The organism is Streptomyces sp. V3I7 (assembly GCF_030817495.1).
Lineage (GTDB): Bacteria > Actinomycetota > Actinomycetes > Streptomycetales > Streptomycetaceae > Streptomyces.
In genome coordinates this window covers 3,038,207-3,053,249 of sequence record NZ_JAUSZK010000001.1, presented here as the reverse complement: position 1 = coordinate 3,053,249, position 15,043 = coordinate 3,038,207, and the positions used below count along the sequence as shown (strand labels likewise).

The window sequence follows — 15,043 nt, the reverse complement described above, 5'->3', positions numbered from 1 at the left end:
GCCACCGTGTCCCGGAAGGGGTACGGATCAGGTCAGTTGGGGATCGACCACCCATCTCCCGTGCCGCAGCACGCCCTTGAGGCCGAAGTGCTCGTCGAGGAGCACCAGGTCGGCGTCCTTGCCGGGCTCCAGCGAGCCCACGCGGTCGTCCAGTCCCAGCAGCCGGGCCGGGGTGGCGGAGAGCGCGGCCACCGCCTCCTCGACCGCGAGCCCGTCGACGGTCACCGCCCGCTGGAAGGCGCGGTCCAGCGTCAGCGTCGAGCCCGCGATGGAGCCGCCGTCCACCAGCCGCGCCACGCCGCCTCGGACCTCGACCTCCAGCGGGCCGAGCAGATAGCGGCCGTCCCCGGCGCCGGCCGCGTCCATCGCGTCGGTGATGAACGCGACCCGCTCCGCGCCCTTGTGACGGAACGCCAGCTCCAGCGCGGCCGGGTGCAGATGGGTGCCGTCGTTGATCAGCTCGACGGTGACCCGCTCGTCCTGGAGGAGGGCGGCGATCGGGCCGGGGGAGCGGTGGCCGAGCGGCGGCATGGCGTTGAACAGGTGCGTCGCCACCGTCGCGCCCGCGTCGATCGCCGCCACCGTCTGCTCGTACGTCGCGTCCGTGTGCCCGACGGCGGCGATGACCCCGAGCTCCGCCAGCAGCCGTACGGAGTCGATGCCGCCCGGCAGTTCGGTGGCGAGGGTGACCATCCGGGCCTGGCCGCGCGCCGCGTCGATCAGCTTGCGCACCAGCGCCGGGTCCGGGTCGCGCAGCAGGCGCTCGGCGTGCGCGCCCTTGCGGCACGGGGAGATGAACGGCCCCTCGAAGTGGATGCCGGCGAGGTCTCCCTGCTCGGCCAGTTCGGAGAGCAGGCCCGCCTGGGCGGCCAGGATGTCCATGTCGTCGGTGACGGTGGAGGCGACCAGGGTGGTGGTGCCGTGACGGCGGTGGGTGCGGATGCCGTGCAGGACCTCCTCGGCGGTGCCCGAGCTGAACGAGGCCCCGCCCCCGCCGTGGTTGTGCAGGTCGACGAAGCCGGGGACCAGCCAGTGCCCGCTGACGTCGAGGGTCGCGGCGCCCGGCGGGGCGCTGTCCGCGATGCGGCTGCCGTCGACGATCACCTGCCCGCCCGGCACGACCCCCGTGGGCAGCACCACCTGAGCGCCGGTCAGGATCCACGGGGCGTCCTCGCCCGGGGTGCGGCGCTCTCGCTCGATGGCCATCAGGGGGTTACCTCCGCGGTCGTAGAAGTACGGGTCAGGAGATCCCGGGCGAGGAGGCCCGCGCCCAGACAGCCGGCGCCGTCCCCGAGGGCCGCGGGGACGATCGACGGGACCCGCTGGAAGGTGACGCGCCGCCGGACGGCTTCGCGCAGCGGGGTGAACAGGGTCTCGCCCGCCTCGGCCAGCCCGCCGCCGATCACGAGCGTGCCCGGGTCCAGCAGGGTGAGCGCGGTGACCAGCCCGTCGGCGAGCGCGTCGACGGCCTCGCCCCAGACCCGTACGGCGTCGGCGTCGCCGGAGGCGGCGGCCCGCGCGCAGTCGGCCGCGTCCGCCTCCGGGTCCCCGCAGGCCCGCGCCCACGCCTCGCCGACCGCGGCGGCGGACGCGTACCGCTCCAGGCAGCCGCGCTGACCGCACGGGCACGGGGCGCCCCGGGGGCGTACGACGATGTGGCCGATCTCGCCCGCGAAGCCGTGCGCGCCCGCCTCGACCCGGGCGTCCACGCCGATGGCGCCGGCGATCCCGGTGCCGAGCGCGACGAACAGGAAGCGGCTCGCGTCCCTGGCGGCGCCGATGCGGCCCTCGGCGAGCCCGCCGGTGCGTACGTCGTGGCCGAGGGCCACCGGCACGCCGAGCCGCTCGCCGAGCAGGTCGCGCAGGGGGACGTCGCGCCAGCCCAGGTTGGCCGAGTAGACGGCGACGCCGCGGACCTCGTCGACGATGCCGGGCACCGCCGCGCCGACGGCGGCCGGTGGCTCGCCGAACCGCTCCGCGCCCAACGCGCTCAGGTCACCGGCGAATTGGAGGATGCCGTCGACCACCGCGTCGGGTCCGTGCTCGCGTCCGGTCGGCCGCCGGTCCTGGTGCAGCGGTTCGCCGCCCGGACCGATCAGGGCGGCCTTCGTCCCCGTGCCGCCCACGTCGAGAGCGATGACATGTCTCACGGGGACAGTGTGGACCGCCGACCCGAAGAGGTCTAGTCCACTTTCTTGGCGTTCTTGGTGCAGACCTTTAGAGTGCCTTTGGTTTAGTCGTAAAGAAAAGCAGGGTGGGGCGGCAACGGTGGCTCGACGCAGGGCAGGAATGATCGCGGCGGTGTCCGCGCTCGGCATGACGGTGGGCCTCACGGGCTGCGGCAGCGCGGACGCGTCGTCCGATGTGACCCTCAGACTGGTCGCCGCCGACTATGGCGACTCGCCCGCCAACAGCACCAGGAAGTACTGGGACCACCTGGCCCGTGAGTACCAGGCCAAGCACCCCGGCGTCACGGTCGATGTGAGCGTCTACTCCTGGAACGAGGTCGACCGCAAGGTCCGGGAGATGGTCGACGCCGGCGAGGCCCCCGACCTCGCACAGATCGGCTCGTACGCGGACTACGCGGCCACGGGCAAGCTGTACCCCGTCTCCGACCTGCTGTCCATCCCCGTGCAGGCCGACTTCCTGCCCCAGCTCGCCGCGGCGGGTGAGGTGGACCACGCGCAGTACGGCCTCCCGTTCGCCGCCTCCACCCGCGTGCTCTTCTACAACAAGTCCCTCTTCAGCAAGGCCGGCATCACCCCGCCCACCGACTGGAACGACCTGGCCGCCGACGCCGAGGCGCTCAAGGGCCAGGGTGTGCCCTACCCGTACGCGCTGCCGCTCGGCCCCGAGGAGGCCCAGGCCGAGACCCTCCAGTGGCTGCTCGGCGGCGGCAGCCCGGGCTACACCAACGACATCGGCACCTACGCGATCGACGCCCCGCAGAACGTCCGGACCCTCACCTGGCTCAAGGACAACCTGGTCGGCAAGGGGCTGACCGGTCCCGTCGCGCCGGGCGAGCTCAACCGCGCCGACGCCTTCGCCGCCTTCGCCAAGGGCCAGGTCGGCATGATCGACGGACACCCCGGGCTGATGCGGCAGGCCGCCGCGCACGGCGTGAAGTTCGGCACCGTGCCCATGCCGGGGCGCACCGGGAAGGCCGCGGCGACGCTGGGCGTCTGCGACTGGATGATGGCCTTCAAGCAGGAGGACGACCACACCGCGCAGGTCGGCGACTTCCTGGACTTCGTCTACAGCGAGAAGAACGTCCTGGACTTCTCCCGCCGCTCCGGCCTGCTGCCGGTCACCATCGCGGGCTCCGACGCCATGTCCGTCGCCCCTCAGGACAAGGCCCTGCGCCCCTTCCTCGACCAGCTCTCCATCGCCGCGTTCTACCCGGCGGGCAAGACCAGCTGGGCGGACACCAGCGCCGAGATCAAGAAGAACATCGGCCGCGCGGTCGGCCCGAAGGCCGGCCCGGCCGCCGTCCTCAGCGACCTCCAGGCGGACGCGTCCGCCGCGGACAGCCGCTCGCGCGGCGCCTCGGCCCCGGCGTCCTGAGCCGGCTGTCGGTGCCCGGCGTTACCGTTCAGGACATGGAACGGGACGAAGGGCACCGGCCGCGGGACCTCCCCCGGCGCGAACGGGACATCCTCGCCCTGGAACGCCGGGGCTTCGCGGGCCCCGGCGCCAAGGAGCGGGCGATACGCGAGGAACTGGGCCTGGCCCCGGTCCGCTACTACCAACTCCTCAACGCCCTCCTGGACGACGAACGCGCCCTCGCCCACGACCCGGTCACGATCAACCGCCTACGCCGCATCCGCCACAAGCGCCGCGAGGAACGCTGACGCGGGACGCGTGCAGCGCGGAGCCGGGTCCGCGTCACTCGGCCCGCCCCACCGCCCCGAGCGCCGACGCGCGCCGCGATCCCGGGTCCTCGCGTCCGGAAGTCTCCCGCCCGGCCCGGACGCCGAGGGCAGACCGCCGGTGCGGATCGCGCAGCGCGGAAGCCGCCTCCCGGCAGAGGTGCCGCAGCCGGGCAGGCGTCACTCGGCCCGGCACGGGCCAGTCCCGTCGTGGCATGCGTGTGTGGGGCTCGGGGTGGATAGGGTCGGCGTATGGGTAGCCATACGACGGACTCGACCGGCCGCAAGGACCCGTTGCCCACACCGGTGACCCAGGCAGGGCGGGAGGGCCTCGCGGCCCTGCTCGCCAGGCCGCGGCGCGCGGTGATCGGGCTCGACTTCGACGGGACGCTGGCGCCGATCGTGGCCGACCCCGACCAGGCCCGCGCCCACCCCGACGCCGTACCAGCACTCGCCGCGCTCGCCCCGAAGGTGGCCTCCGTCGCCGTGGTCACCGGCCGCCCGGCCGGGGTCGCCGTGCGCAACGGCGGCTTCGCGGGCGTGCCGGGCCTGGAGCACCTCGTCGTCCTCGGCCACTACGGCGCCGAGCGCTGGGACGCCGTCACCAGCACCGTCAGCGCCCCCGCCCCGCACCCCGGCGTCGCCTCCGTGCGCGCCGAACTGCCCGGCTTCCTCGACCGCATCGGCGCCTGGCACGGCACCTGGATCGAGGAGAAGGGGCGCGCCGTCGCCGTCCACACCCGCCGCGCCGAGGACCCGCAGGCAGCCTTCGAGGCGCTGCGCGGACCGCTCGCCGACCTCGCCGCCCGGCACGGCCTGATCGTCGAGCCGGGCCGTATGGTCCTCGAACTGCGCCCGCCCGGCATGGACAAGGGCGTCGCCCTGCTGGAGTACGCCCGCGAGATCGGCGCCGAGTGCGTCCTGTACGCCGGCGACGACCTCGGCGACCTCCCCGCCTACGCCGCCGTCGACAAGCTCCGCTCCGACGGCGTCCCCGGACTGCTCGTGTGCAGCGGCAGCTCCGAGGTGGCCGAACTCGCCGAACGCGCCGACCTGGTGGTGGACGGCCCGGCAGGAGTCGTACGCCTGCTCGCGGCGCTGGCGGATCAGTTGAGCTGACCGGCGGCGAGGCATGCGGCAGGTGGGGTGGCCGCCGGCCGTCGACCCGTGGGGGCTCTGGCCGGAAAGGGACGTACGCCTGCTCAAGGCGCTGGTGGATGAGCTGGGCTGACCGGCCCGGCGTCGAGGGCATGCGTGGCGTACGCCTGCGCAAGCCGCAAGCCGCAAGCCGCAAGCCGCAAGCCGCAAGCCGCAATCCGCAATCCGCAATCCGCAATCCGCAAGCCGCAGCCGCTCGCCGGTCAGCTGGGCTGACTGCCGTCGTCCTGCAGCGCCTGCAGCTGGTCCAGGAACCACTGGGCCGGCGGCAGTGCGGTCGCCGCGGCGGCCAGCCGCTTGGTCCGCTCCGCCCGCTCGCCGGCCGGCATGCCGAGCGCCCGGTGCAGCGCGTCCGCCGTGCCCTGGACGTCGTACGGGTTGACGGTGATCGCGTCCTCGCCCAGTTCCTCGTGCGCCCCGGCCTCCCGCGACAGCACCAGCACGCACCCCTCGTCGGAGACGACCGGCACCTCCTTGGCGACCAGGTTCATGCCGTCCCGGATCGGGTTCACCAGCGCCACGTCCGCCATCCGGTACGCGGCCAGCGAGCGCGCGAAGTCGTCCTTGACGTGCAGCACGACCGGGGTCCAACCCGGCGTCCCGTACTCGGCGTTGATCTCGTCCGCGACCCGCTGCACCTCGTCCGTGTACCTGCGGTACACCGCCAGGTCCTGCCGCGAGGGGTAGGCGAAGGCGACGTGCACCACCCGCCCGCGCCACTCGGGGTGGTCCTCCAGCAGCCGCCGGTACGCCAGCAGCCCGCGCACGATGTTCTTCGACAGCTCGGTCCGGTCCACCCGGACGATCGCCTTCCGCCCCTCGCCGATCTCCGCCCGCAGCGCCGCCATCCGCTCGATCACGTCCGGCCGGTGCGCCCGCTCGCGCAGGAACTCCGCGTCCGCGCCCAGCCCATGCACTCCGATCCGGGTGCCCGAGGGGATGCCGGGGCCGAGGACGGCGTGGCAGCAGTCGGTGAACGCGTCCGCCCAGCGGTGCGTGAGGAAGGCGGCCCGGTCCGCGCCGAGGATCCCGCCGAGCAGCTCGGCCGCGATGTCGTCGGGCAGCATCCGGAAGTAGTCCGGCGGCGCCCACGGGGTGTGCGAGAAGTGGCCGATGCGCAGATCGGGACGCAGCCGCCGCAGCATCCGGGGGACCAGCGCCAGGTGGTAGTCCTGCACGAGGACCGCCGCCCCCTCGGCCGCCTCCTCGGCCAGCGCCTCGGCGAACGCCCGGTTGTAGGCCTCGTACGACGCCCACTGCCGCCGGAACTCCGCGTCGAAGACGGGCTCCAGCGGGGTCTGGTAGAGCATGTGGTGCACGAACCACAGCACCGAGTTGGCGATGCCGTTGTACGCGTCGTCGTACACCGCCGCGTCGATGTCCAGCATCCGTACGCCGGGTTCGGACACCCCGCGCCGCACCGCCTCGCGGTCGCCCTCGCTCAGCGCGGCGCACACCCACAGCGCGTCCGCGTCCGGCCCGATCGTGGAGAGGCCGGAGACCAGTCCGCCCCCGCCCCGCCTGGCCCGCAGCGAGCCGTCCTCCTCGAGCGTGTACGAAACCGGGCCGCGGTTGGACGCGACCAGCACCTCGGCACCGTGCGTTGAAGCCATACGCGTCAACCTAGCCCGGCCCGTAAACCCTCAAACTCGTATACGGCCGCTCGTCGGCGATCAGGCCACCTGGCGCGAGGCGTACTCCGCGATCTCCACCATCGGCGGCCGCTCCTCGGTGTCCACCGAGTAGGTGCGCGGCTCGAAGCCCTCCTCGCCCCGCTCGAACTGGGTGAGCGCGGGACGGACGAGATGCCCGCGGGCCAGCCGCAGCTGCGCGGTCCGGTAGATCGCGGCGGCCATCCGGCCCAGCGCCTGCCCGTCCTGGTGCCGGTGCTTGCGCACCCCGACGTCCACCTGGGCCAGCGCGTCGAGGCCGGCCAGGTGCAGGGCGTCGACCAGCATGCCCAGCTCCACCCCGTACCCCACGGGGAACGGCAGCTGTTCGAGCAGCGAGCGGCGCGCCGCGTACTCGCCGCCGAGCGGCTGCACGAAACCGGCCAGCTGCGGCCAGTGCAGGTTCAGCAGCGGACGGGCCATCAGCTCGGTGACCCGGCCGCCCTGCCCGGCAGCCGAGCCGAGCGGACGGTCGTACATCGCCTTGACCAGGCCCACGTCCGGCTCGGTCAGCAGCGGGCCCACGATCCCCGAGACGAACTCGGAGGAGAACTCCTTCAGGTCGGCGTCGATGAAGCAGACGATGTCCCCGCCGGTGACCAGCAGGGAGCGCCACAGCACCTCGCCCTTGCCCGGGACGGCGGGTATGCGCGGCAGGATCTCGTCGCGGTGCACGACCCGGGCCCCGGCCTCGGCCGCCACCTCCGAGGTGCGGTCGGTCGACCCCGAGTCCACGACGACGATCTCGTCGACGAGCGGGACCTGTTCCATGAGGTCGTGCCGGATCACGGCGACGATGTCGCCGACCGTCTCCTCCTCGTTGAGCGCGGGCAGCACGACGGACACCGTCTGGCCCGTGCGCTGCTTCGCCGCCAGGAGGTGGCGGAGCGGGCGGTCGCTCGCGGCCCAGGAGCGGGTGCTCAGCCAGCGCTCGACTTCTTCCAGCACGGTGCGCGCCTCCTCACTTTCGTGATCACCCCCTGGTGATCTCATTGATCCATAGCGATCCATCTCGCGGTTCGGACGACTATCTCAACTGTCCTGGCCTTCGGTTACAGTCTTGAACAACGCGGATGACCATCGCATGTCGGGGGTCTCCGCCGTTCACAACCGCATACAGCTCATCCAGAGGGGCAGAGGGACACGGCCCGATGAAGCCCCGGCAACCCTCCAGTCGGTACTCGTCTCATGCGGCGAGGCTCCCGGCTAGGGAAGGTGCCAAATCCGTCTCACGGCGAGATGCGTCGTGAGGAAGATGAGGAGAAAGGGCCTCGCCTTTATGGCTGTGCAGACCGTCGCGACCACCACATCGTCCGTCGACCTCGGTCCCGCCGAAGCGCTGAGCTGCCGCGAATGCGGCCACCGGGTACCGCTCGGATCGGTATTCGCCTGCGAGGAGTGTTTCGGCCCGCTGGAGATCGCCTACGACTTCTCGGCGTACGACACCGAGGAACTCCGCGCCCGTATCGAGTCCGGCCCCGCCGACATCTGGCGCTACGCCCCCCTGCTGCCCGTCCCCGCCGACGTGGCCGGCAAGCCCAACATCAACCCCGGCTGGACCAAGCTCGTCCGCGCCGACAACCTGGCGCGCGAACTCGGCGTGACCGGCGGGCTGTACGTCAAGGACGACTCCGGCAACCCGACGCACTCCTTCAAGGACCGCGTCGTCGCCCAGGCCCTGGAGGCCGCCCGCGCCTTCGGCTTCACCACCCTGTCCTGCTCCTCCACGGGCAACCTCGCCGGTGCCGTCGGCGCCGCCGCCGCCCGCGCGGGCCTGCGCTCCTGCGTGTTCATCCCGCACGACCTGGAGCAGGGCAAGATCGTCATGGCCGCGGTCTACGGCGGCGACCTCGTCGGCATCGAGGGCAACTACGACGACGTCAACCGCTTCTGCTCGGAACTGATCGGCGACCCGGCCGGCGAGGGCTGGGGCTTCGTCAACGTCAACCTGCGGCCGTACTACGCCGAGGGCTCCAAGACGTTGGCGTACGAGATCTGCGAGCAGCTCGGCTGGCGGCTGCCCGACCAGATCGTCGTCCCCGTGGCCTCCGGCTCCCAGCTCACGAAGATCGACAAGGGGCTGAAGGAGCTGATCGCGCTCGGGCTGGTCGAGGACCGGCCGTACAAGATCTTCGGGGCGCAGGCCGAGGGCTGCTCACCGGTGTCCACCGCCTACAAGGCGGGCCACGACGTGGTCCGGCCGCAGAAGCCGGACACCATCGCCAAGTCCCTCGCCATCGGCAACCCGGCCGACGGCCCCTACGTCCTCGACATCGTGCGGCGCACCGGCGGCGGCGTGGAGGACGTGACGGACGAGCAGGTCGTCGACGCGATCCGGCTGCTCGCCCGGACCGAGGGCATCTTCGCCGAGACGGCGGGCGGCGTCACGGTCGGCGTGACCCGCAAGCTGATCGAGGCCGGCCTGCTGGACCCGGCGAAGACCACCGTCGTGCTCAACACGGGCGACGGACTGAAGACCCTGGACGCGGTGGCCGGCACGGGGCTCACCGCGACGATCCGTCCTGACCTGGACTCCTTCCGAGAGGCTGGCCTCGTATGAGCGTGACCGTTCGCATCCCCACCATCCTGCGCACCTACACGGGTGGCGCGGCCGAGGTCGCCGCCGAGGGCGCCACCCTCGGCGACGTCATCGCCGACCTGGAGAAGAACCACACCGGCATCGCCGCCCGCGTCCTGGACGACCAGGGCAAGCTGCGCCGTTTCGTCAACGTGTACGTCAACGACGACGACGTGCGCTTCGAGCAGGGCCTTCAGACGGTGACCCCGGAGGGTGCGGGAGTGTCCATCATTCCCGCCGTCGCCGGAGGCTGATCCGGTTACCGGCCGTGCGGCGAATTGCCCCCTCCGTGAGAGAAACGGAGGGGGCAATTCCGCGTGATTGAGCGCGGTACAGTTGGGGAACGCACTCCCGCCCGCCCGGGGCAGAAGCCCCGGATTCTTGCCGCACACCCGACAAGAAGCAGCCAAACTGCACTTACTCTTCGCGGCATTTGTGACTTTCGCGGGGTCCGACTTGCCCTGAATTCCAGGGAATTCTCGCCATATTCCGGATCGAGTCCGTCCAGAATTCTCGTCCGATTGACCTGTTGCAGACGGCAGTTGGGCAGATACATTCAGCCGCGGTCGACGCGTTCCGGCGCACGCCCCCGACCGATTGGGGGGCGAGGTCTGACCCGGGTCCGCGAAGGGTGGATCTGTGCAAGGGCCAGTAATAGGGGAGTTAGGCATGGCTCAGGGCACCGTCAAGTGGTTCAACGCGGAGAAGGGCTACGGCTTCATCGCGGTCGACGGTGGTGCGGACGTCTTCGTCCATTACAGCGCCATTCAGATGGACGGTTACCGCACCCTGGAAGAGGGCCAGCGGGTCGAGTTCGAGATCTCGCAGGGCCAGAAGGGTCCGCAGGCCGACATGGTTCGCGTCACCGCCTGAACATTCTTGTCGCGAAGGGCCCGCACCCGGGTGGGTGCGGGCCCTTCGTCGTGCCCGCCTCGTCGTACCTGCCTCGTGCCCGCCTCGTGCCCACCTCGTCGTGCCCGCCCTGCCGTGCCGCCGTCGGCCGACGCGCCGGGGTGCGTGACTGAGTGCGCCTCAAACACCGATAGCCGCTTGCACTCGACCATGCCGAGTGCTAATCATTGCGTTAGCACTCTGAAGGTGAGAGTGACAACGAAGGACCGGGTCGGTGAGGCCCGCAGGCCGGGTGGGGCAAGGAACCACGCGGCATGCGAGCCGTCCGTCGCGGGCGCGGGCGCGGTCCGAAGTAATCACCCCCAGTCCTGGAGGGACCACTTCACATGGCCAAGATCATCGCGTTCGACGAGGAGGCGCGGCGCGGCCTCGAGCGCGGCATGAACCAGCTCGCGGACGCCGTCAAGGTGACGCTCGGCCCCAAGGGCCGCAACGTCGTCCTCGAGAAGAAGTGGGGCGCCCCCACGATCACCAACGATGGTGTGTCCATCGCCAAGGAGATCGAGCTCGAGGACCCGTACGAGAAGATCGGCGCCGAGCTGGTCAAGGAAGTCGCCAAGAAGACGGACGACGTCGCCGGTGACGGTACGACCACCGCGACCGTTCTCGCCCAGGCCCTGGTCAAGGAAGGCCTGCGCAACGTCGCCGCCGGCGCCAACCCGATGGCCCTCAAGCGCGGTATCGAGAAGGCCGTCGAGGCCGTCTCCGCCGCCCTCCTCGAGCAGGCCAAGGATGTCGAGACCAAGGAGCAGATCGCTTCCACGGCCTCCATCTCCGCCGCCGACACCCAGATCGGTGACCTCATCGCCGAGGCCATGGACAAGGTCGGCAAGGAAGGCGTCATCACCGTCGAGGAGTCGCAGACCTTCGGGCTCGAGCTCGAGCTCACCGAGGGCATGCGCTTCGACAAGGGCTACATCTCGGCGTACTTCGCCACCGACATGGAGCGTATGGAGGCCGTCCTCGACGACCCGTACATCCTGATCGCCAACTCCAAGATCTCCTCGGTCAAGGACCTGCTCCCGCTGCTGGAGAAGGTCATGCAGTCGGGCAAGCCGCTGCTGATCATCGCCGAGGACGTCGAGGGCGAGGCCCTGTCGACCCTGGTCGTCAACAAGATCCGTGGCACCTTCAAGTCGGTCGCCGTCAAGGCCCCCGGCTTCGGTGACCGCCGCAAGGCCATGCTCGGAGACATCGCCATCCTCACGGGCGGCGAGGTCATCTCCGAGGAGGTCGGTCTCAAGCTGGAGAACGCCTCCCTGGACCTCCTGGGCCGCGCCCGCAAGGTCGTCGTCACCAAGGACGAGACCACGATCGTCGACGGCGCCGGCTCCTCGGAGCAGGTGCAGGGCCGCGTGAACCAGATCCGCGCCGAGATCGAGAACAGCGACTCGGACTACGACCGCGAGAAGCTGCAGGAGCGCCTGGCGAAGCTCGCCGGCGGTGTCGCGGTCATCAAGGCCGGTGCCGCCACCGAGGTGGAGCTCAAGGAGCGCAAGCACCGCATCGAGGACGCCGTCCGCAACGCGAAGGCCGCCGTCGAGGAGGGCATCGTCGCCGGTGGTGGCGTGGCCCTGCTGCAGACCACCCCGGTCTTCGAGAAGCTGGAGCTCGAGGGTGACGAGGCGACCGGCGCCAACGCCGTGAAGCTCGCCCTGGAGGCCCCGCTCAAGCAGATCGCCGTCAACGGTGGTCTCGAGGGTGGCGTCGTCGTGGAGAAGGTGCGCAACCTGCCCGTCGGCCACGGTCTGAACGCCGCGACCGGCGAGTACGTCGACCTGGTCGCCGAGGGCATCATCGACCCGGCGAAGGTGACCCGTTCCGCGCTGCAGAACGCCGCCTCCATCGCCGCGCTGTTCCTCACCACCGAGGCCGTCATCGCCGACAAGCCCGAGAAGGCCGGCGCGGCCGCTCCGGGCGGCATGCCGGGCGGTGACATGGACTTCTGATCGACCTGAGGGTTGATCGGCGTCCTTATCGCTTCGAGGGCGGCACCCCCTGACTGTCCAACAGGACAGGGGGTGCCGCCCTCGGGCGTGTCCGGGGTCGTGTCAGGGTCGTGTCCGGCATCACACGGGGACGTGCGCGGGCCGCGGAATGCGTGGGACCGCACCGGCGGTTGAACTTGTTTAAGAGGGTGCAACAATGCGCACGCACATACCCGCCGGTTAACTCCGCAACCCCCGCACTCACGAGGAGCCCCCACGTGACCGTCACCACGCCCGCCGCCGCGTCCCGCGCCGCGGAGATCCTGTCCCGCCCGATAGCGCTCAACGGACTCACGGTCCCCAACCGCATCGCGATGGCCCCGATGACCCGTCAGTTCTCCCCGGGCGGCGTCCCGGGCGAGGACGTGGTCTCGTACTACTCCCGCCGCTCCGCCGCCGGTGTCGGCCTGGTCATCACCGAGGGCACGTACGTCGGCCACGACTCGGCCGGCCAGAGCGACCGCGTCCCTCGCTTCCACGGCGAGGAGCAGCTCGCGGGCTGGGCGAAGGTCGCCGACGCGGTGCACGCCGCGGGCGGCACGATCATGCCGCAGCTGTGGCACGTCGGCATGGTGCGCAGGGCGGGCGAACCGCCGTTCGCCGAGGCTCCCGCGGTCGGTCCCTCCGGCCTGTTCAAGGCGGGCGCCGAGGTGACCGGCAAGGCCATGACGCAAGCGGACCTGGACGACGTCGTCGCCGCGTTCGCCGAGTCCGCCGCCGCCGCCGAGCGCATCGGCATGGACGGCGTCGAACTCCACGGCGCCCACGGCTACCTCCTCGACCAGTTCCTGTGGGAGGGCACCAACCGCCGCACCGACGCCTACGGCGGCGACCCGGTGGCCCGCACGAAGTTCGCCGCGGAGATCACGGCCGCCGTCCGCGCCGCGGTCTCCCCCGACTTCCCGATCCTCTTCCGCTTCTCGCAGTGGAAGCAGCAGGACTACGACGCCCGGCTCGCCGAGACCCCGGAGGAGCTGGAGGCCATCCTCACCCCGCTCGCCGCCGCCGGCGTCGACGCCTTCCACGCCTCCACGCGCCGCTACTGGGTCCCCGAGTTCGAGGGCTCCGACCTCAACCTGGCAGGCTGGACCAAGAAGCTGACCGGCAAGCCCACCATCACCGTCGGCTCGGTCGGCCTCGACGGCGACTTCATCAAGGCCTTCGTGGGCGAGGGCGCCCCGGCGGCGAACATCGACAACCTCCTGGACCGCCTGGAGCGCGACGAGTTCGACATGGTCGCGGTCGGCCGCGCGCTCCTCCAGGACCCGGAGTGGGCCGCGAAGGTCCTGTCCGGCCGCTTCGACGAACTGGCGGCGTACGACGCGGGGGCGCTGCGCTCGCTGAGCTGAGTGTGCTGTGTGTACGTGGGCGGCGCCCCGGGACCGGTGGGCGCCGCCCCTGTGGTGCTCGGGGTGTCAGCCGGCGTACTTCTTGAGCGTCTCGGTTTCGAGGGTGATGTTCACGGGGGTGGGGAGTTCGACGATCGCGCCCCAGGTGTAGGTGAGGGCCTGCTGGTACCGGCCGTCCTTCGGCTCGCTGTACACGGTGACCGCGAGGTGGTCCCGGTCGATGAGGAGGTACACCGGGATGTCGGCCTCCGCGTAGCCGATGGGCTTGTCGACGCGGTCGCGCCGGTCGGTGTCGCGGTCGCGCGACGTGACTTCGACGACCATGAGAACGCCATCCGGGTCGGCCCACTCGCCGCCCTGGGCGATGAAGTGATCGAGTGGCGCTGCTCTTCGAAGTCCTCTCGGGACATCTGCGGGTGCCGGGTGCCAAAGGTCATGGTGGGCTCGCCTCCTTCCCACCATCGTGCCCCGGCTGTTTGCTTCCCGACCGTTGGAGCGGTCATAGGCGTGGCCTTTCTCGGCGGTCGACCATGGCTGCGCGGGCCGCGGCGGCGTGGGAGCGAACGGCTTTGGAGGACAGAGCGGAAGGGCGGGGCAGGGCGGCGGTATCGCCCCGGCATACGCCGCAGATGCCGCCCGGCAGGGCCTCCGGACGGCCCGGGGTTCCGCACTTCGCGCACTCCAGTACGCGGAGGGGTGGGGGTGGGGTGGGCTCTGGTTCGGGTGGGAGCTTGTCCTTCAGGCGGCGGGCCACGAGGGCGGCTGGGCTGTGGACTGGGGTGGGCAGGCCGGCGGTCAGGGCGCGTAGTACGTCGTCCTCGGTGGCACCTCGGGTGAACCACTCGACCACGAGAGGTGCGAGTTCCGAGCAGGAGGCATGGGACAGCGACAGCACCGGGGCGCTGCGGCCGAGGGCCGCGAGGAGGACGTAGGCGCGGGACCGGGTAGGGGGCCTCCGGGTAGGTGGCGGCTCCTGCGGTACGGCGCCCCGGGTGAACGCCGCCCACCAGCCGTCGTCGCGTGCGGTGCGGGACCACCACGTTCGGGTGATCCAGTGCTGGCTGCCCGAGTCGGCCAGGTGCTCGCGACCTCGGCGCAAGTGGCCTGCCCGCTGAAGGTTGTTGAGGGCGGTGCGCAGGGCGCATTGGCCGTACGGGAGGTGCTTGGCCAGCGTCTTCACGGATACGTCGGCGCCGTTGGGGAGGCGGTCGATGTACGCAGCGATGGCGGCTTCGCGGGGTGGGAGGTGCGCGAAGTCGGTCGCGGTGCCGGGGAGTTGGCCGGGTGCCGTGCGCTTTCCGTAGCCGGGGTTGGCCATCGGGTGCGGGAGGGCGTGCGCGGAAGGGACGGCAGCACTAAGCTGGGTAACAGCCATGGGATCGAAATTGTCCTTCGATCTTGTCGGTGAGCCCCCGCAGGTGTTGCTAGCACCTGACGGGGGCGTTCTTGTGCGGCACGCTAGCCGCTAGTGACTGTGCGTGGCAAGCCGGTCGCGTCAAGTCAACTCGCCGGGAGGGTG

At 71.3% G+C, this 15,043-nt stretch carries 13 protein-coding genes, 1 pseudogene and 1 riboswitch; of the genes and pseudogenes, 8 read left to right on the top strand and 6 right to left on the bottom strand.

The features are described from left to right. Window positions 1–27 precede the first annotated feature (27 nt). Entirely contained in the window at window positions 28–1,206 is a 1,179-nt protein-coding gene (nagA, locus tag QFZ74_RS14070; protein ID WP_307621167.1) for an N-acetylglucosamine-6-phosphate deacetylase, read from the bottom strand. Further along, entirely contained in the window at window positions 1,206–2,150 is a 945-nt protein-coding gene (locus tag QFZ74_RS14065; protein WP_307621166.1) for an ROK family protein, read from the bottom strand. The genes nagA and QFZ74_RS14065 overlap by 1 nt, the downstream gene beginning before the upstream one ends. 139 nt (window positions 2,151–2,289) lie before the next feature. Between QFZ74_RS14065 and QFZ74_RS14060 the strand changes: the two genes are divergently transcribed. The 3 genes from QFZ74_RS14060 to otsB all read left to right on the top strand — a co-directional run bounded on the left by QFZ74_RS14060 (window position 2,290) and on the right by otsB (window position 4,988). Next, window positions 2,290–3,564 (top strand): extracellular solute-binding protein, encoded by a 1,275-nt coding sequence (locus QFZ74_RS14060; protein ID WP_307624148.1) that lies wholly within the window; start codon window positions 2,290–2,292, stop codon window positions 3,562–3,564. Window positions 3,565–3,599: 35 nt separating this feature from the next. Next, window positions 3,600–3,851 (top strand): DUF3263 domain-containing protein, encoded by a 252-nt coding sequence (locus tag QFZ74_RS14055; RefSeq protein ID WP_307621165.1) that lies wholly within the window; start codon window positions 3,600–3,602, stop codon window positions 3,849–3,851. Between the two features lie 270 nt (window positions 3,852–4,121). Continuing rightward, window positions 4,122–4,988: a trehalose-phosphatase gene (gene otsB, locus QFZ74_RS14050; protein ID WP_307621164.1), complete on the top strand. Its 867-nt coding sequence runs from the start codon at window positions 4,122–4,124 to the stop codon at window positions 4,986–4,988. A gap of 242 nt (window positions 4,989–5,230) precedes the next feature. On the opposite strand, the gene QFZ74_RS14045 is transcribed toward otsB, so the two are convergent. Together QFZ74_RS14045 and QFZ74_RS14040 are read right to left on the bottom strand one after the other, a co-directional pair. Beyond that, on the bottom strand, window positions 5,231–6,640 hold the full coding sequence (locus QFZ74_RS14045) for a trehalose-6-phosphate synthase (RefSeq protein ID WP_307621163.1): 1,410 nt from the start codon (window positions 6,638–6,640) through the stop codon (window positions 5,231–5,233). Window positions 6,641–6,700: 60 nt separating this feature from the next. Next, entirely contained in the window at window positions 6,701–7,645 is a 945-nt protein-coding gene (locus QFZ74_RS14040; RefSeq protein WP_307621162.1) for a glucosyl-3-phosphoglycerate synthase, read from the bottom strand. A 170-nt stretch (window positions 7,646–7,815) separates the two neighbouring features. After that, window positions 7,816–7,959: riboswitch (SAM riboswitch) on the top strand. Between the two features lie 17 nt (window positions 7,960–7,976). Between QFZ74_RS14040 and thrC the strand changes: the two genes are divergently transcribed. The 5 genes from thrC to QFZ74_RS14015 all read left to right on the top strand — a co-directional run bounded on the left by thrC (window position 7,977) and on the right by QFZ74_RS14015 (window position 13,524). Then, complete coding sequence (gene thrC, locus QFZ74_RS14035) at window positions 7,977–9,257, top strand: threonine synthase (RefSeq protein ID WP_307621161.1); 1,281 nt, start codon at window positions 7,977–7,979, stop codon at window positions 9,255–9,257. Further along, window positions 9,254–9,529, top strand: a complete 276-nt coding sequence (locus QFZ74_RS14030) for a MoaD/ThiS family protein (protein WP_307621160.1) — start codon at window positions 9,254–9,256, stop codon at window positions 9,527–9,529. Before thrC ends, QFZ74_RS14030 begins: the two co-directional genes overlap by 4 nt. Window positions 9,530–9,944: 415 nt before the next feature. Next, window positions 9,945–10,148 (top strand): cold-shock protein, encoded by a 204-nt coding sequence (locus tag QFZ74_RS14025; RefSeq protein ID WP_004986573.1) that lies wholly within the window; start codon window positions 9,945–9,947, stop codon window positions 10,146–10,148. Window positions 10,149–10,513: 365 nt separating this feature from the next. Further along, window positions 10,514–12,136, top strand: coding sequence for a chaperonin GroEL (gene groL, locus QFZ74_RS14020; protein WP_307621159.1), 1,623 nt, complete (start codon window positions 10,514–10,516; stop codon window positions 12,134–12,136). 257 nt (window positions 12,137–12,393) lie between these two features. Further along, the gene (locus QFZ74_RS14015; protein WP_307621158.1) at window positions 12,394–13,524 is read left to right on the top strand and encodes an NADH:flavin oxidoreductase; all 1,131 of its coding nucleotides are present in this window, start codon (window positions 12,394–12,396) and stop codon (window positions 13,522–13,524) included. Between the two features lie 66 nt (window positions 13,525–13,590). On the opposite strand, the pseudogene QFZ74_RS14010 reads toward QFZ74_RS14015, so the two are convergent. Both QFZ74_RS14010 and QFZ74_RS14005 read right to left on the bottom strand, forming a co-directional pair. Next, a pseudogene (locus QFZ74_RS14010) lies at window positions 13,591–13,908 on the bottom strand (Uma2 family endonuclease); the annotation flags it as partial. 115 nt (window positions 13,909–14,023) lie between these two features. Further along, a complete protein-coding gene (locus tag QFZ74_RS14005) occupies window positions 14,024–14,899 on the bottom strand; it encodes a hypothetical protein (protein WP_307621157.1) in 876 nt (291 codons plus the stop codon). Between the last annotated feature and the right edge of the window lie 144 nt (window positions 14,900–15,043).